We start from the raw sequence: 17,834 nt of genomic DNA, 5'->3' as shown, positions 1-17,834 counted from the left end.
CCGCCCCGCGACGGGGGGGCGGGGGGCCTTTTGGGGGGTGTCAACCTAAAAAAAAAAAAAAAAAAACCCGGGGCCCCCCCCCCCCCGGGTTTTGGGGGGGGGGGGGGGCTCCCTGTGTATGTATGTCCAATATTCGAGGAGTCTTAGTGCGGCTCCTCAGCCCTTGCGGGGCGAGGTTACTGCTCTTCGCAGATTACTGCTCTTCGGGGCTCTTAGTGTGCGAGAGAATCTCGCACAGGCGGGAGAGGCTGTGCTCTGCCTCAACGGTACGCACGGTGCCCGAAGAGGAACGCATAACCAGCGACTGGGTGGTCACAACGTTCTTGCTGTAGCGCACGCCGCGCAGCAGCTTACCGTCGGTGATACCGGTTGCGGCGAAGAAGCAGTTGTCGCTGGTGACCAGGTCGTTGGTGGTCAGCACGCGGTCAAGGTCGTGGCCAGCTTCCAGTGCCTTTTCACGTTCTGCCTCGTCGGTCGGTGCCAGGCGGCCCTGGATGACGCCACCGGTTGCCTTGATAGCGCATGCTGCGACAACGCCTTCGGGGGTGCCGCCGGTGCCGAGCATGAGGTCCACGCCAGTGTTTTCGCGGCAGGCTGCGATAGCGCCAGCGACGTCACCGTCGAGGATGATGCGGGTACGGGCACCTGCCTCGCGAATCTCCTGAATCAGCTTAGCGTGGCGGGGGCGGTCCAGCACGCATACGGTCAGCTCGCTGACCTTCTTACCCTTAGCCTTAGCGACCAGATGCAGGTTCTGCTTGACGGGCAGGCGCAGGTCGACAAATTCTGCGGCGTCGGGGCCGGTGACCAGCTTCTCCATGTAGAACACTGCGGAGGGGTCGAACATGGTGCCGCCGTCTGCCACAGCAATCACGGAGAGGGCATTGTCCATGCCGAGCGCGGTCAGGCGAGTACCGTCGATGGGGTCAACCGCCACGTCGAGGGAGGGACCGGAGCCATCGCCGACTTTCTCGCCGTTGTACAGCATGGGAGCCTTGTCCTTCTCGCCTTCACCGATGACAACGGTGCCGTTGAAGTTGACGGTGGAGAGGCGGTAACGCATTGCGTCTACGGCTGCGCCATCTGCGAGGTTCTTTTCGCCTGCGCCGACCCAGGGGCCTGCAGCAATTGCTGCTGCTTCAGTCGCGCGGACCAGTTCCATTGCGAGGTTGCGATCGCCGTGGTTGTTGTTCGTAGTCATAGACTCACCTTCGAGATTTCTGAATACACCGTCGGCTGGCTAGTTCTTTCCAGCACGAAGTCGCCGACGCAGTAGTGCTCCTTTCAGGATAGCGCGCGGGCGCTTCGTTTTTCTTGTTCTGAACGAGTTTGCGTGCGTGTTGACTTTAAGGTGAGCAGATGCGGCAAATCTGTGAGGGCTTCATCTCTCTTCGGCACTTCATACACTCTGAGTCACTGATTTTGGGTGTTGTGAAGGCGCGCCAAACTAGCTATTTTTCGCATATTTAAGGCATATTTGAGGTAGGTTCTTTCTCCGGGAGGCTCCCGGCGAGAAACTCAGCTTCAGCGCGAGCGCCTGAAGCCCCCGCATACCCGTTCGCAGATTCGCTGGCTCCGACGGCACGCGTTATCTGTATTTGTCCGCTAAGGAGCATCACATGGCTGGCATCCAACCGACTCCCGCAGAAGCATGGAAGCGTCTGAAGGACGGTAACCGCCGTTTTGTTGAAGGTAGCAATGAGCACCCCAACCAGGACACGATTCGCCGTACCGACCTGGCATCGGGTCAGTTCCCGTTCGCCTCGATTTTCGGTTGCGGTGACTCTCGCCTCGCGGCAGAGATTATTTTTGATCTGGGCCTGGGCGACGCGTTCGTGGTGCGTACCGCCGGCCACGTCCTGGAGAATGCCGCGCTCGGCTCGCTGGAGTACGCGGTTGAGGAGTTTGAGACCCCTATCGTGATGGTTCTCGGTCACGACTCCTGCGGTGCTGTGACTGCGGCCAGCAAGTCCCTGGAGTCCGGCGAGATGCCGCACGGCTTCATCCGTAACCTGGTGCAGCACATCCTGCCTTCGGTGATGTCCCCGAAGCTGCCGGTGAACCCGGTCGTTAACGACATGGTGCGTGAGCACACCCGCCAGACCGCCATCCGCATTATTGAGCAGTCCCACATCATTTCGGATGCGGTGGTTGAGGGTAAGGTCGCCGTGATTGGTGTCTTCTACCATCTGAAGGAAGGTAAGGCGGAGCTGGTGTTCAGTTCGCAGGATCTGACCCTGCCGGAGGAGAAGAACAACGCGCAGAACCTGCCGACTCAGGCGCTTCCGGTGGTCGTGAAGACTCCCCCGCGCGTTGTGGTTGCCGAGAACCTGGACTAGATTTCCTCTCCTCCGCTCATTACGAGCCTTAGCGCGAGAACCCACATGCTCGCACTTAACAACAGATTTTTCTATGGGATACCCCCGCCACGGTAGCGTGTTCGCACATCTACCGGGGCGGGGTTTTTACACGCCTTCTCACGCCGCAAAATTTATGAGCGTTTTTCCTCTTTTGACACCTTTTCGAGGCGACGTAAGCCACTTTGAACGCCTATCCTAGAGATATGGCTGAAAACATTGAATACCGCATTGAACATGACACCATGGGCGAAGTTCGCGTTCCGGCTGATGCACTCTACCGTGCACAGACTCAGCGCGCAGTCGAGAACTTCCCGATTTCGGGTCAGCCCCTCGAATCCGCCCATATTCGTGCGCTTGCCCTCGTGAAGAAGGCAGCCGCGACCGCCAATGAGGAACTCAAGGTGCTCGACGCTGAGCGCGCCCAGGCTATCCGCGACGCAGCGGATCTGGTAGCAACCGGTAAGTACGACGCCCACTTCCCCATTGACGTCTTCCAGACCGGTTCCGGTACCTCCTCGAACATGAACGCGAACGAGGTTCTGGCAACCCTGGCAACCCGTTCCCTGGAGTCCAAGGGCATTGAGGTTCACCCCAATGATCACGTGAACGCTTCCCAGTCCTCCAACGACGTCTTCCCCACCTCCGTACACGTTGCTGTGACCGAGGCTCTGGTGAAGGACCTGATTCCCGCTCTCGAGGTGCTCGCTGAGTCCCTGGAGCGCAAGTCTGCAGAGTTCAAGGACGTTGTGAAGTCCGGTCGTACCCACCTGATGGACGCAACCCCCATCACCCTGGGTCAGGAGTTCTCCGGCTATGCCGCAACCGTGCGCTACGGCATTGAGCGTGTGAACGCTTCCCTGCCCCGCGTGGCTGAGGTTCCCCTGGGTGGTACCGCTGTGGGTACCGGCATTAACACCCCGGACGGCTTCTCCGCTCGCGTGATTGAGCTGCTCGCTGAGGAGACTGGTCTGCCCCTGACCGAGGCTCGTAACCACTTCGAGGCTCAGGCTAACCGTGACGGCCTGATTGAGGTTTCCGGTCAGCTGCGCACCCTGGCGTACGGTCTGATGAAGATCAGCAACGACATCCGCTGGATGGGTTCGGGCCCGAACACCGGCCTGGGCGAGCTGCACATCCCCGATCTGCAGCCCGGCTCCTCGATTATGCCCGGTAAGGTCAACCCCGTGATTTGTGAGGCTACCATCATGGTTGCCGCTCAGGTCATCGGTAACGACGCAACCATTGCTCTGTCTTCCACTAACGGCGCGTTTGAGCTGAACGTGGGTATCCCGGTGATGGCTGCTAACCTGCTGCAGTCGATCCGCCTGCTCGCTAATGTTTCTCGTGTTTCGGCGGAGAAGATGATTGACGGTCTGACCGCTAACGTTGACCGTTGCCGCTTCCTGGCTGAGGCTTCGCCGTCGACCGTGACCCCGCTGAACAAGCTGATTGGTTACGAGGCTGCTGCGAAGATCGCTAAGTACTCGGTGGCTCACAAGGTGACTGTCCGTGAGGCAGTTGTGGCTCTGGGTTATGTGGAGCGCGGCGAAGTGGCTGAGGAGCAGCTGGATGCGGCTCTGGACGTCACCAAGATGCTGGGCAACTTCTAATCTCACCCGCCTGAACCTCGCCTGAGGTTCGCGGCTTAACCATAGAGGGAGGGGCGACTCGCCATGACGGCGGGTCGCCCCTCCTTCTGTATGTGCAGGTTTAGTTCAGCGGCTTTTACTCAGCCCCAGCAGCCGGTCCTCACTATTGTTCAACAATATTGAACACTTTGAACTGTTTATAGTGGACTAGCGTGTAGATGAGGCAGAGTACAGCCGGGATACTGACGACGAGCGCAGCGTTGAAGGAGCCGAGGTGGTCAAGCATCAGTGCTACCGCGCCCATTGAGTACAACGTTCCTAGCCCAAACACGGCACCGTCAAGGGAGCTGGCACGCCCCAGTAGCTCATTCGGTGTAATGCAGTCACGCAGATTGTTGGAGAAGATGAAAGCTGATGCCCATCCTACGTCCAGGATGAAGAGCAAGGCTCCGAGCACTACGGGGTTATTGCTGATGGTGACCAGTGGTATTCCGAGCAGGGATACGACATTGGCGACCAGCAGCATTCCTCGTGTGTTCTCGAAAGAGAGGAAACGATCGATGATGAGTGCCGCAACGATACCACCGATACCGCTGCAGGCCATAATCATGCCTACCACTGAGGCTTCAAAAGTGAGCTCCTCATACAGGCGGTAAATAATGATGAGTGAATACGATGCCGTAGCTGCCGCCAAGAAGAACGTATAGACAAGGATAAGTCTCTGCGGGGCACCGGAGAACATGTATTGGATACCGTCAAACATGCGGTGAATAAACCCATGTTGCGCGGTTTCACGTTGTTCAGTTTGAGTTTCCATCTCTACGGATGGCAACGTTGCATATGAAATAGTTGCCGCTCCGAAAAGGAGCACCGGGATGATAAGACCGACCGTTGCACCCGCGACAAGAACAATAAATCCTGCTGTAGGGGGCGCAATGATGGCGGATATTCCCTCGCAAATTTCACGACGTGCGTTATACGAAAGAAGGTTTTCTCGTCCGAGAAGCTGCGGAATATATCCTGCTTCTGAGGCAGCAGCCAGCTCGGAGAAGACACCACTCACAAATCCTAGTGCGGCGATGGTGAACCATGACAGCATATGCTGCTCAATCATCAACGCCAAGGTAAGGATGCTGAGGATGTTTACTGCCCCGGCAATCACAATCATAGGTTTTCGAGGCAGACTATCCGATAGGGTTGCTAATGGATATGCCAAGGCGATATTGGGGATTTGCATGGCTACCGCCATTACGCCAGCCAGCCCAATTTCGCCTGTACTAGCGAGAATCGCAATGGGTAGGGCGAAGGAATATATTCCTGTACCTACCAGAGAGCCAATAAGGGCTACGTAGATTCTCCAGGGTATTTTATGTGTTGTCATGCTTTACTCTTTCCAGGACGCTTCGAAATAGCGACCAAGAATTGCGATGAACACAATGAGCCTAGTTCACCGAAAAATGGCATGCCTTAAGGATCTATAGGCAGAGTAAAAGGAAAGCGACCACGCTCATCAGAACATCACGTGAACGAATTTTTCTCGGGTTACTGACTAATACGGGGCCGTCACTCCCAATGTAACCCGTGTCACATATAAAGCATCTCATGTACACCACTCATAACTCGATACACAGGCACAACTTAAAGTAAAAAAGACAAAAACAAAATAAAACCACGGCAACATTTAGGCATCCAGCTCCCCTCTCCCACAGAAAAACAGGAAGAACCACCTAATAACATGTAACAAACTGTCATAAAAATACTGGGAGGGGCGACTCGCCATGACGGCGGGTCGCCCCTCCTTCTGTATCTACGTGCCTCATTCGGAGGCTTTTACTCAGCCCCAGCAGCCGGTCTAGTACTCTTCCGGCGGCACTGACTCCAACCCAAAACGGCAGTGGCCGTCATAGTTCAGCGCCGCATCAATACGGTCCAGCATCCGCTCAGAAAGCAACGCACGCTCCGCCGGGTCAGACACATCCACCCAACGCACCTGCGAAGACTCCTCATCGTTCACCTTCGCCTCACCAGAAACCCAGCGACACAAGAACGTATGATCCAAGAACTGGCAGCGGTCACCATTACCGAACTGCATCGGCGGGTCAGCCTTCACCTGCGCCAACTCCAGCACCTCAATCTGCACGTTCGCCTCCTCCTGCGCCTCACGCAGGCAGGTCAGCGCGGGGCTCTCCCCCGGGTCCACAATACCCGTAATCGGGGTCCACGCCCCGTTATCGCTACGGCGCACCAGCAGCACCTTAGAATCCTGCTCACGGTACACCACAGCCGTCGCACCGGACAGCCACAGGTAATCCGATCCAATCTGCTCACGCAGCTTACGGATATAGGGAGGAGTAGGCATACATCAACCTTTCAAAAGCCCCCGGAAAGTCTACCGGGAATAGGTGCTAGAGAGCAGAGCGAACAGCCGCGGGCCACACACAGAACAAGCCCGCCACTTAGCCGGACGGTCACCCTACTTCGGAATCTACCACAGAGAATACGCCGGAGCAGCCAACGCCACCAGCGCACCCAGAAGCATAAACGGACCGAACGCAATGCGGGTGCTACCGCGCGCCTTCGTGAACAGAACCAGAGCCAAAGACACCAGACCGCCGGCAAGGAACGTCACCAGCGACGCCCAGCCCAGGTTCGCCCAGGACAGGTACCCGAGCACACCACCCAGAATGCCGGCAAGCTTCACATCCCCGCGGCCCAGCGCGCCGAAGGACAGGATACGCAGAAGCAGGTAGCAGAACCACAGCACCAGACCGGCACCAATCACACGCCAAATATCGGCGGGGCGACCGGCAAAAAGCAAAGACACAGGCAGGGCCGTATAGGTGGCGATAGCCAAAGGAATCAGGATGCGGTGCGGCAGGCGGTGCTCCCGCACGTCAATACGCCACAGCCGCAGGGCGCACCACAGGAAATACAGCAGATAGCTGCCGAGCACCAGAGCGGCAATAACGGAGGTGCCACCTGCGTTGTAGAGGCGGGAAAGCTCAGCGATCATAGAACGTCCATTCTGTATTGCTGGAGGCTGTACTACCAGAGGCTGCTAGCCGGGAACCATCTAGCAAGGAACCAGCCGGCCGAGAAACGCGAGCCAGGGGCGCTAGAACGCATAGGTTCTAGAGCGCATAGGTTCTAGGAACCGAAGCGGCGGGAACGGTTCGCGTAATCCCGCAGGGCACGCAGAAAATCAACGCGCGTGAAATCCGGCCACAGGGCGCGGCAGAAGTAAAACTCAGAATATGCGCTCTGCCAGGTCATGAAACCGGACAGGCGCTGCTCACCCGAAGTGCGAATCAGCAGGTCCGGATCGGGCATATCGGCGGTGTACAGGTGCGAAGAAATATCCTCCACGCTCAGCTGCTCGGCAAGCGAGTCCAAGGACGCGCCCTCCGCGGCGGCCTCACGCAGAACCGAGCGGACCGCATCCACAATCTCCTGGCGGCCACCGTAGCCGACCGCAATGTTCACGCGAACACCGGGCAGGTGCGCAGTCTGCTCAATCGCCCAATCCAGGCGCTCGTGCAGCTGACGAGGAATCAGATCAATATTGCCGATGGCTCGCACCGGACCGCAGGCGGACTCCACCAGACGCACCAGAAACGCATCAATCACAGCGACCAGGCCGGTCAGTTCCTTCTCGGGGCGCTTCAGGTTCTCAATGGAGAGCATGTACAGGCTCACCTGCGGAATCGACAGCTCAGTACACCAGGCTAGAAAATCAATAATTCGCTCCGCACCGGCGGCGTGGCCCTCACGGGTGCTCAAGCCGCGCTGAGCCGCCCAGCGGCGGTTACCGTCCACCAGCACTCCAATATGTGCCGGCAGGGATTCGGGGCTCAGCGAGCGTGCCAGAGCCTGCTCATAGACGGTAGGCTCAGTGACAGTGCCGGGGTTGCTAGCGTGGCCGTGCACAGTAATCACGGGCAGGGCGTTGGCACTCATAGCTCATACCTCATTCGGCTGTCGTGGCAGATAATTCAGCGGGCCCATAACGAAAGAGCCCAAGCTCTTATTCTACGCCGCCGCACCGTACCTTCGCGGCAATCGTCATTGCGGTTAGGCTGAGAATCGGCTCAAAATTTGTGGCATCTGGTGGCGGCATTCGGAGTTGTGTGCAGGGGTGCAGACATCGCGCGCCTATGAATGGATGATGCCCTTCACCTACGACTCATATCTTAGGTGAAGGGCATCATTGGCTAGCGTGGGACGCAGCGCCCCAGCCTAGATAACGTAGTAGTCGCTCAGGCCCTCGTCCAGACTAGATTCGGGCAGTTGAACCTCAGTGTGCGAGGCGGCCAGTGTGTAGTCCTCCCAGGGCCAAATATCCTTCAGCTGTTCGCTGGGAACGGCGAAGAACACACCGTTCGGGTCCACCTGCGAGGCGTGCGCACGCAAAGCCTGATCACGCTGCTCAAAGTGATCGGTCACCAGGATGCGGGTCGTAGTCTCGTGGCGAGGTGCCTCCCCCGAGGAGGTGCGGTGCGCTAGGTTCTCAATCCAGCTGCTCAGCAGGCTCTCACCGTGCGTATCAAGCAGATGCTCGTGCAGGGCGAGGGTGCGTTCGGGGTTGAATGCTCGGTCGTAATAGAGCTTCAGCGGGGTCCAGGGCTCGCCCTCACCCACGTACGCATCCGGGTCGCCTGCCTTCTCGAATGCTTCCACGGCAACCTTGTGGGTCATGATGTGGTCGGGGTGCGGGTAGCCTCCAATCTCGTCATAGGTGATGATGATGTGCGGGCGGTACTCACGCACCAGGCGTACGAGCGGGGCGGCGGCACGGTCCAGGGGCATGGTGCCAAAGCTACCGAAGGGAAGCGGCGGCATGGGGTCGCCCTCGGGCAGACCAGAGTCGAAGAAGCCAATCCAGCGGTGCTCAATACCCATAATCTCGCGGGCAGCCGCCATCTCAGCGCGGCGCAGACCCGGCAGGTCGCGGTGCGCGCGCGGGCTCTTATCGACCTCCTCATTCAGGATGTCGCCGCGCTCGCCGCCGGTCATCGTCGCCACCATGAAGCGGGCACCACGGGCAATATACGCCGAGGCGGTACCGGCACCCTTGGAGGACTCGTCGTCCGGGTGGGCGTGCACCGCGAGGATGCGCAGACCGGTGTAGTCCTCCTCCAGCGGTTTGAGGGAGTCCATGGGAGGGTGAGTCGGCAGGTTTGCCTTCAGCTGTTCAATGGCTTCGCTCACGGTGGTCTCCTTTAGGTGATGCGCCAGGGGTTCGATAATGTGTCTATGACTCGCGAATGCGAGCGCTACACGGCAGAAATTTTACGGTTGTAGCTTCTCGTATGATACCCAAGGATAGCGCCGGTACACTAGCGTAGATGACGCCGTGTGACATCGTGAAACGTGCCGTCATATCAGCAGATTCACGGGCATGAAACAGTCTGATGCTGGCAGAGTGTTCAGCTACCGGCGTGCGTACCGACGAAGATGCGCTCAGAGGGGAAGATACGACCGGCATAACAGCCGAAAATCCTCCGGTGCTCTAGAATAGGTCTGTTGATTCATTCCGTTACCGGTACCTCCGCGCATTGAACGTGGCACGCGGTAGCGGGTTTATTCGTTTCGCACCGGCAGAGCCGGCGCATAAGCAAAGGACACGCATGGCTGAAAATACTGGTGCATGGCTCACTCAGGACGCCTTCGACCGCCTCACCCAGGAGCTGGAGTACCTCTCCGGCCCGTACCGCCAGGAAATCGTTGACCGCATCGCGCAGGCACGCGATGAGGGTGACCTCCGCGAGAACGGCGGCTACCACGCAGCACGCGACGAGCAGGCTAAGAACGAGGCGCGCATCAAGCAGCTCAAGTACCTGCTGGAAACCGCCTACATCGGCGACACTCCCGCTGACGACGGCGTGGTAGAACACGGCATGGTTATCGAAGCTGAGGTTGCCGGCCGCACCCTGAAGTTCCTACTCGGCTCCCGCGAAATTGAGGATACTCTGCCAGCAGGTAGCGACCTGAAGGTCTTCTCTGAGAAGTCCCCCCTCGGCGCAGCAATTATGGGCGCTAAGCAGGGCGACGAAGTCACCTACACCGCTCCGAACGGTAAGGAACTGAGCGCTAAGATTATCTCCGCAACCCCTTACCAGGGCTAAGAAGTTAGAGCTAAGAGACAGCGCTAGATATAAAACAAACAGTGCGGGGTGCTGACCATCAACGGTCAGTGCCCCGCACTGTTTTTGTCTATTCTTGCGTTCTGCCTATAAGTCGCAGGCGCACCTATTACAGCTCGTCAGCTAATAAATATATCGGCTTAGTAGACGATGATGGGCTTGAAACCCTCATCCTCCAGGGCGGCAATCACCTGACGGCAATGCTCCACACCCTTGGTCTCCATATCGATCGTAATCGACACGTCACCCATGGAGAGCGAGCCACCCACGCGGGTGTGGTCCACACCGGTCACGTTCGCATCGTTCTCAGAGATAATGCGGGAGATGGTCGCCAGCTCACCCGGGCGGTCAGAAAGCATCATCTTCACGGTCATGTAGCGGCCAGCCGCAGACAGACCGCGCTGAATCACCTTCAGCATCAGCATCGGGTCAATATTGCCGCCGGAGAGCACACACACGACCGTACCCAGGTCACCGTACTCTTCCTTCAGCTTGCCGTTCATCAGCGCCGCCACGGGCACCGAACCGGCAGGCTCCACCACAAGCTTGTTACGTTCCATCAGGAAGATCAGGGCGCGAGCGATATCGTCTTCGCTCACGGTCGCTACATCGTCCACCAGCTCCTTGATGATGGAGAAAGGCATCTGTCCGGGGCGGCCCACCGCAATACCGTCAGCAATGGTGGAAACCTTCTTCAGCGGCACCAGAGCATCCGCAGCCAGCGACAGCGGGTACGCCGCCGCGTGCTCCGCCTGAACACCAATAATCTTAATCTTCTTGCCGAGCTTCTGCTCCTTAGCGCGGATAGCAGCGGACAGACCAGCCAGCAGACCGCCGCCGCCAACACCCACAATCACGGTGTCAACGTCCGGAACCTGCTCCAGGATTTCCAGACCAATCGTGCCCTGACCAGCAATAATGTCTTCATTGTCGAAGGGGTGCACGAACACTGCACCGGTCTCTTCGGCGTAGCGCTTCGCCTCCGCCAGAGCCTCATCCACGGTCACGCCGTGTAACTCAACCTCAGCGCCGTGATCACGGGTCGCGGTAATCTTCGGCAGCGCCGCACCCAGCGGCATGTAGATACGAGCCTTAATGCCCAGACGGTCAGCCGCCAGAGCCACACCCTGAGCATGGTTACCCGCGCTCGCCGCCACAACGCCGCGCTTCTTCTCCTCCTCAGAAAGCTTCGCCATACGCACGTACGCACCGCGCACCTTGAAGGAACCGGCACGCTGCAGGTTCTCACACTTAAAGAAAACCTCTGAACCGAGGCGCTGGCTCAGCGCACGCGAATGAGCGACGGGGGTGCGTTCAATAACGCCTTCGAGCAGCTCTGCAGCACGTTCAATGTCGGTGAGGGTCACGGGCAGGGAGTCGAGATCTACGCTCACGAGGTTTCCATTCTGATGGTACGTATTCTGTCGGCACCTAGCCCCGCACGCTGAAAGGCGCGCGGTGGCACAGTGCCCACTCCATTCTAGAGGATGCACCAGCATAAAGCAGGGGCCATCCCCACACTCTCAGCAGACAGTGTAAGAACAGCCCCCAATCTAGGTTATGTGCGAACGTCTAGCCCGCGGTTAATCACAATGAACTGAGTTCTAAGCCTTCTCAGATTCCTTAGATTCTTCAGAGCTTTCGGAAGTCTTAGCTTCCTTCGCCTTTTCAGACTCTTCAGCCTTCTTACGGCGCTCCAGCTCATGTGGGAAGAGGAACTCCTCCTCACGAGGCGCCTCCTTCTCCCAGTCACGATTCGCCAGGTAACGCACCACCGCGTTGACCACAGCCAGAGTCGGCACGGCGAACAGAGCACCCACCGCACCAAAAATCATGGAGCCACCAGCCACCGAGAAAATAACAGCCAGCGGGTGCAGGGAGACAGCCTTACCCATAATGAGCGGCTGCAGAATGTTGGATTCGAGCTGCTGAACCAGCAGAACAATACCGAGCATAATCAGCGCCTGCACCGGGCCCAGAGCAACCAGCGCCAGCAGCACAGCCACAGCACCGGAAATGAGGGCACCAATCACCGGAACGAAGGAGCCGAGGAAGACCAGCACACCCAGCGGGATAGCCAGCGGAACACCCAGAATTGCGGCACCAATACCGATGCCGATAGCGTCAATAGCCGCCACCAGAATCTGAACGCGCACGTACGCACCCAGGGACTTCCAACCCGCGCGACCCGCACCGTTGACTGCGGCACGCGCGTCCTTCGGGAAGAGGCGAGTGACGAACAGCCAGATACGCTCACCCTCCATCAGGAAGAAGACCAGGGTAAACAGGGTCAGCAGGGTGCCGGTTGCAACCTCAGCCGCAGTCGAACCCACCTGAGACACACCGTGCAGCACGGAGCTGGGGTTATTGGTTACAGCGCTCTCCATCTGTTCCAGCAGCTGGTTCAGCTGGTCTGCACCGAACTCGTAGCCGAGGTTCTTCAGCCAACCAATCAGCTGCTGGTAGCCCTGCATCGCCTTATCCGCCATGGACACAAAACCGCGCAGAATCTGCTGACCGGTCAGCGAAATAATACCGGCGAGCACCAGAATCATACCGATTTCGGCAATAGCCGCCGCGCCACCGGCACGAACGCCCTTCTTACGCAGAAGCATCACGGCGGGGCTCAGCAGAGCCGCCAGCAGCAGAGCCACCAGAAGAGAAATAACCAGCAGGGAGACGTGCCCCAGGCCCTTCCAAAGGATCCAACCGGCACCGGCAATCATAATGATGCGCCACGCCCAAGCACCAGCAACTTCCATAGCAAAAGGCACCCGGTAGCCGCGCTCCTCCTCGGCTACATGCTCTTCTGCAACAGGTGTAATTTTCACGGTGTCTCCAACTCGTTATCGGTGTCGCGCCCGCGCGGGGCAGCTTCGGCTGCCCCAGCGGAGGCGGTATGTGGTGATGTTGTTGCGCCCCTCCCCTGCGCCTCGATACATCGGGGAAGTAAAGCGGCAAAGGCGGCGGCACCATCACGGTACCGCCGCCTCATAACGAGCTTTAGTCGTTGCTAAAGATGCTTGCCAGGTACATGAGAACACGCAGGATCTCAACGTACAGCCAGACCAGAGAAGCGGTCAGGCCGAAAGCAAGGCGCCAGGACTCACGCTCGGGCAGGCCAGCCTCCACAGCCTCGGAGGTGGTGGTGAAGTCCAGCAGCAGCGAGTAGGTTGCCAGCGCAACAGCGAACAGGCCAACAACCAGGCCCAGCGGAATACCACCGATAGAGAAGCTGTTCAGCGAGGAACCGAAGATACCCGCGCCCAGGATCGAGATGAGGCCGTACACCAGGTAACCAATAGCGCCAATCATGAAGATCTTGTTGAGCTTAGGAGTTGCGCGCAGCTTGCCGTTCGCGAACAGTGCCAGAGTGGTACCTGCGACCACGAGGGTTGCCAGAACAGCCTGGACAGCCACGCCGGGATAGCGCATATCCACAACAGCGGACAGGCCACCGAGCAGCAGACCTTCCATGAGCGCGTAGGTCATGACCAGAATCGGGGAAACCTTCTTCTTGAAGGAGTTCACCAGGCCCAGGACCAGACCGCCAACCATGCCCAGGAGCAGCAGCACCGGTGCATACCATGCAACAGCGGCACCGACAGCGACCAGGCCCAGGTTGATGCCGGTCTTAACCATGACATCGTTCATGGTCAGACGCTCACCGGCGGGGATGGGCTCCGAGTAGGTGGGGGCTGCTACGCCGTAGTCAGCTTCACCGTACGGCTGGCCATACTGTGCCTGCTGACCATACTGGGGCTGGCCGTAGGGGTTCTGGCCGTAGCCCTGCTGGTCATACTGCTGACCGTACTGTGCCTGCTGGCTGGTCTGCTGCGGCTGCGCACCAAAACGACCGAAACGAGAGTCACCCTGAGTGACATTCTTCGTCATTGAATTCAGAAGCGGGTTTCCCGCCATCATGCTCTCCTTAAACGGGTACAAAACTAATTCTGTTAATTCTATCAGATAGATCCTGCGCTCACGGGCGTTGTTCGTTACCAGCAAGGGCTTCTAGCGACCTTGCCAGAATATTTCAGGGCGGTGTTTACCTCAGGTTCACCCAGGCCCACACCGCCCCACACGCAGACCCTCCTGCGCGCCTCTTTGTGAAGCGTCTAGTGCGAAGCTTCCAAACGATCCAGCAGCTGTTCCAGATACTCCAGAACAGCCTGTTCCTCGTTCGTGCCAATCACCTCGTCGGCAGCATTCCGCACAACCTCCGGGGCGTTAGACATGGCGACGCCCCAGCCCGCGTAGCGAAGCATCTCCATGTCGTTCTCGCCGTCACCGAATGCAAGAATGCCCGCCGGATCAGCATCCAGACGCTCGCACAGGTCCTTCAGGCCGGTTGCCTTGTTGACACCGGTACGCACCAGATCAATGGCACCGAAGCCGCTAACCATCGGAGTGACGGTCTGCGGAAGAACCTCACGCAGATAAACGCTCAACTGCTGCGTCTGCTTAGGCGGAGTCAGCAGCGGGAACTTGATGGGGGCACCCTCAAAATCCTCAACGGAGTCGACCATGACCGAGCCGGGGAAGAAGAACGCCGCGAAATCCTCCAGGGTGAGGGTTTCGGGAAGCTCCTGGCCGGTGTCTTCAAAATAGCCGCGAATCATGTGCACAATCTGATCGCAACGATCCTTGGGCAGGTAGATACCTTCGGTGGTGCAAACCAGCAGACCGATCTGATCCAATCCCTGCACTACCTCAATAATGCGCGGCACGTCCTCTTCTTCAAAGGGATGCACGGCAAGCTTGCCATTCTCATCAGCAAGGTATGCACCGTTTTCAGCGATATAGATAAGACCTCGTCCTTCAAAGCCACGCATATAGTCCTGCAACTTGGCGTAGGTGTTTCCGCTCGCCACAACAAAGTGAATGCCCAGCGCCCGCAGGCGAGGCAGGATGCACGAGAAACGTTCGGTGTCGAAAGTTTTGGAGTCGGTGAGGAAGGTGCCATCCATATCGACGGCAATGATGGAGGGTTTAGTCTGCATGTTGCGCCTTTCTGTCTCTGCTACCCTATTCAGCTGGGGTGTGTCTGTGGCTGTGTCTCTTTATAGAGTCTCACGTTTTTGAGCTCCAGAAGGCGGTATGCGGGTGTTTTTGGAGTATGGAGCACCGTCACAAAACGTCATCTAAAACCCCCATTTTTAGGGTGCAGGTCACTTTTCAGCCCCATTTTTACTGCTTTTTGTACCCTTTTTCCTCCACGAACTAAATTTACTTGAAGTATAAAACTTTACCTGTCAAGCTTGAAGGCATGAATAACGACACCATGAAATCCACCGGTTTGCTCATCCTCCGACTCGTCTTCGGTTTCGTCATGATCATGCACGGAACCCAGAAAGCATTCGAATGGACCCTCGCGGGCACCACCGCCTCCTTCGAACAGATGGGCATCCCCATGGCAGCCGCAGCAGCATACTTAGCCATGGCAACCGAACTGCTCGGCGGCATCATGATCATCCTGGGTGCAGCCACCCGCATCGCGGCAGCCGCATCCGTCGTATCCATGAGCGGCGCGCTCTTCTTCGTCCACATCGCAGCAGGTTTCTCCGCTTCCAAGGGCGGCTACGAATACGTCCTCACCCTCGCCGCAGTAGCAGCAGCCCTCGCCCTCACCGGCGCAGGCAAGTTCTCTATCGACGCGCTAATCACCGCGCGCCGCAAGTAAGCTTTGAACCGCCTCCTGCCTCCACACATGATTCCTGAAGGCAGGCAATCACCGATAGGTTCACCAGACTTCACCGCCGGCCTCCCTAATTCCGGCAAAGGACGATCGTATCTACCCGCGGTGAAGAGAGTGCTCGGAATGCGACAGCACGCACTGTCACTCCACAATGCCCCCGATAGTATGAATCGGGGGCATCGCCTTTTAAACTCCAAACACCACACCCCAGACATGTGCCCCCCATACATGTAAACCCTCAGACACACAAGCGGCGGCCCCTCCCCCACGGGAAGAGCCGCCGCCTATCTATACCGCACGTCTATGCGCGTCTATGCCGTGCCCCCACTGGGACTCGAACCCAGAACACAAGGATTTTAAGTCCTCTGTCTCTGCCAATTGGACTATGAGGGCGTATCCCGAACAGTCCGGGACACAAATATTTATTATTCCACGAAAACGCACCCGAACCTAAGCAGAAACACATTTCAATTGGTTCCCCGAACCCAGCCCTAGCAAGCATCATGCAAAAACACTGGTGGGCGGCTAAGCTAGACAGCTCGCAAGCACCCAGGCACAAAATAGGCGGTGCAGAAGACCAAAGTCTTCCACACCGCCCTTTGCTTTATCTCAAGTGCGCTATCTCAGGGGGCATACCCCTAAGTCAGGCTATTTTTAGAGCTTTGCCTTCTGGCGTGCCGGTGCAGTACCGGTTGCTTCCTGGAATGCCAGGCGCGGGGAGCGCTGGTGGCGAATCGAGGAGGTGTCGCGACCGAAGATCTGGTTCAGAGCCCAGGTGGTCATAACACGAACCGTACGCTCGGTGGTGGGGATTGCAGAGCCGTGGTAGCCGCGGTGCATAATCCATGCCAGCGGGCCGCCAATGGTCTTACCCTTGAAGTTTGCAACGCCCTTCCACAGGCCCAGACCTGCCACAACACCGATGGTCTCGTGGTAGTAGTCGGTTAGGGGCTCACCGCGGCGAGCAGCCAGCAGGTTCTTTGCCAGGACAACAGCCTGGCGGGAAGCGTGCTGAGCGTTGGGAACGCAGAAGCCGCCCACGCCGCCACCGGAGAGATCCGGAACAGCTGCGTTGTCGCCTGCTGCCCAAGCGCCCTCGACCACGCCGTCGTCGCCAGTGACGCGCAGGTCTGCGCTCACGCGAACGCGGCCACGCTCGTCGATCGGGAAGTCGGTGTTCTTCAGCATCGGGGATGCTGCCACACCTGCGGTCCAGATCAGGGTGTCGGCCTTAACCTCGCCTGCGGGGGACTTGTCAGCCATGTTGATCAGCTGCAGGTTGCCGTCGGTTGCGTCGGAGAGGGAGGTGTTCAGCAGGATCTCGATGCCGCGTGCACGCAGCTCTGCAACAACCTTCTCTGCACGGTCTGCGGGAACCTCGGGCATGATGCGAGGTGCAGCCTCAACCATGACGAAGTGCAGGTCGGAAACGGAGAGACGCTCGTTGCGCTCCACAGCAACGCGTGCCATGTCCTCGAGCTCGGAGATGGTCTCAACACCAGCGAAGCCACCACCAACAACAACGAAGGTCAGGGCACGGCGGCGCTCTTCAGCGTCGGACAGCATGGATGCAACCTCGATGCGGTCCAGAACCCAGTTACGAACGGAGACTGCCTCTTCGATGGTCTTCAGACCGATAGCGACCTCTGCCAGACCCGGAATCGGGAATGCACGGGTCACAGCGCCTGCGCCGAGGACGATCTCGTCGTACTTCAGCTCGAAGGGCTCACCGTTGTCAGTGGGCTCAACAACAGCGGTGCGCTCTGCGTGGTTGATGGAGGTGATACGACCGGGGATCAGCTCGGTGTCGCGCAGGTGCTGGCGCAACGGCACAGTTGCGTTACGGCCTTCCATGGAACCTGCTGCAACCTCGGGGAGGAAGGGCTGGTAAGTCATGTAGGGGTTCGGCTCAACGATGGTGACGACGCCACCGGTCTCCTTGATAGCCTTCTGAATCTTCTTAGCAACGGTGAAGCCGACGTAGCCGCCACCGACGATCAGGACGCGAGGACGGTCCTGTGCCACCTTAGTGAATGCCATTTTG

Annotated in this window: 15 protein-coding genes and 1 tRNA gene; 4 read left to right on the top strand and 12 right to left on the bottom strand. The window is 58.3% G+C overall.

What is annotated here, in order from left to right; all coding sequences use genetic code 11:
• Positions 1-193 precede the first annotated feature (193 nt).
• On the bottom strand, positions 194-1,201 hold the full coding sequence (gene glpX, locus NML54_RS05360; protein WP_254756401.1) for a class II fructose-bisphosphatase: 1,008 nt from the start codon (positions 1,199-1,201) through the stop codon (positions 194-196).
• 418 nt (positions 1,202-1,619) lie between these two features.
• Between glpX and NML54_RS05355 the strand changes: the two genes are divergently transcribed.
• Both NML54_RS05355 and NML54_RS05350 read left to right on the top strand, forming a co-directional pair.
• On the top strand, positions 1,620-2,339 hold the full coding sequence (locus NML54_RS05355) for a carbonic anhydrase (RefSeq protein WP_254756399.1): 720 nt from the start codon (positions 1,620-1,622) through the stop codon (positions 2,337-2,339).
• Positions 2,340-2,563: 224 nt separating this feature from the next.
• The gene (locus tag NML54_RS05350; RefSeq protein WP_254756397.1) at positions 2,564-3,970 is read left to right on the top strand and encodes a class II fumarate hydratase; all 1,407 of its coding nucleotides are present in this window, start codon (positions 2,564-2,566) and stop codon (positions 3,968-3,970) included.
• Between the two features lie 142 nt (positions 3,971-4,112).
• Here the strand turns inward: NML54_RS05350 and NML54_RS05345 are convergent, their stop codons facing one another.
• From NML54_RS05345 to mca, 5 genes are all read right to left on the bottom strand, one after another.
• Positions 4,113-5,330, bottom strand: coding sequence for an MFS transporter (locus NML54_RS05345; protein ID WP_254756395.1), 1,218 nt, complete (start codon positions 5,328-5,330; stop codon positions 4,113-4,115).
• A 471-nt stretch (positions 5,331-5,801) separates the two neighbouring features.
• Positions 5,802-6,308 carry an NUDIX hydrolase gene (locus tag NML54_RS05340; protein WP_049355880.1) on the bottom strand — a complete coding sequence of 169 codons (507 nt, stop codon included), beginning with the start codon at positions 6,306-6,308 and terminating at the stop codon, positions 5,802-5,804.
• Positions 6,309-6,434: 126 nt separating this feature from the next.
• Positions 6,435-6,962 (bottom strand): prepilin peptidase, encoded by a 528-nt coding sequence (locus tag NML54_RS05335; protein ID WP_254756393.1) that lies wholly within the window; start codon positions 6,960-6,962, stop codon positions 6,435-6,437.
• 134 nt (positions 6,963-7,096) lie between these two features.
• Positions 7,097-7,906, bottom strand: coding sequence for a polyprenyl diphosphate synthase (gene uppS / locus NML54_RS05330; RefSeq protein WP_254756391.1), 810 nt, complete (start codon positions 7,904-7,906; stop codon positions 7,097-7,099).
• A gap of 279 nt (positions 7,907-8,185) precedes the next feature.
• Positions 8,186-9,157, bottom strand: a complete 972-nt coding sequence (mca, locus tag NML54_RS05325) for a mycothiol conjugate amidase Mca (RefSeq protein ID WP_254756389.1) — start codon at positions 9,155-9,157, stop codon at positions 8,186-8,188.
• Between the two features lie 419 nt (positions 9,158-9,576).
• Between mca and greA the strand changes: the two genes are divergently transcribed.
• A complete protein-coding gene (gene greA, locus NML54_RS05320) occupies positions 9,577-10,074 on the top strand; it encodes a transcription elongation factor GreA (protein ID WP_254756387.1) in 498 nt (165 codons plus the stop codon).
• Between the two features lie 158 nt (positions 10,075-10,232).
• On the opposite strand, the gene ilvA is transcribed toward greA, so the two are convergent.
• The 4 genes from ilvA to NML54_RS05300 form a co-directional block, all read right to left on the bottom strand.
• Positions 10,233-11,486, bottom strand: coding sequence for a threonine ammonia-lyase (gene ilvA / locus NML54_RS05315; protein WP_049338707.1), 1,254 nt, complete (start codon positions 11,484-11,486; stop codon positions 10,233-10,235).
• Between the two features lie 210 nt (positions 11,487-11,696).
• The gene (locus tag NML54_RS05310) at positions 11,697-12,923 is read right to left on the bottom strand and encodes an AI-2E family transporter (RefSeq protein ID WP_254756385.1); all 1,227 of its coding nucleotides are present in this window, start codon (positions 12,921-12,923) and stop codon (positions 11,697-11,699) included.
• 172 nt (positions 12,924-13,095) lie between these two features.
• On the bottom strand, positions 13,096-14,013 hold the full coding sequence (locus tag NML54_RS05305) for a Bax inhibitor-1/YccA family protein (RefSeq protein ID WP_254756383.1): 918 nt from the start codon (positions 14,011-14,013) through the stop codon (positions 13,096-13,098).
• 197 nt (positions 14,014-14,210) lie between these two features.
• Entirely contained in the window at positions 14,211-15,095 is an 885-nt protein-coding gene (locus NML54_RS05300; protein ID WP_254756381.1) for an HAD family hydrolase, read from the bottom strand.
• 266 nt (positions 15,096-15,361) lie between these two features.
• Here NML54_RS05300 and NML54_RS05295 point away from each other — a divergent pair, with 266 nt between their 5' ends.
• A complete protein-coding gene (locus NML54_RS05295; protein WP_254756379.1) occupies positions 15,362-15,775 on the top strand; it encodes a DoxX family protein in 414 nt (137 codons plus the stop codon).
• A gap of 334 nt (positions 15,776-16,109) precedes the next feature.
• On the opposite strand, the gene NML54_RS05290 is transcribed toward NML54_RS05295, so the two are convergent.
• Positions 16,110-16,183: transfer RNA gene (locus tag NML54_RS05290), tRNA-Leu, on the bottom strand.
• A gap of 261 nt (positions 16,184-16,444) precedes the next feature.
• Positions 16,445-17,830 carry an NAD(P)/FAD-dependent oxidoreductase gene (locus NML54_RS05285; protein WP_254756377.1) on the bottom strand — a complete coding sequence of 462 codons (1,386 nt, stop codon included), beginning with the start codon at positions 17,828-17,830 and terminating at the stop codon, positions 16,445-16,447.
• Between the last annotated feature and the right edge of the window lie 4 nt (positions 17,831-17,834).

The organism is Rothia gullae (assembly GCF_024294905.1).
Classification (GTDB): domain Bacteria; phylum Actinomycetota; class Actinomycetes; order Actinomycetales; family Micrococcaceae; genus Rothia.
The sequence above is the reverse complement of the archived record's forward strand: the minus strand, read 5'-3'. Positions and strand labels throughout refer to the sequence as shown.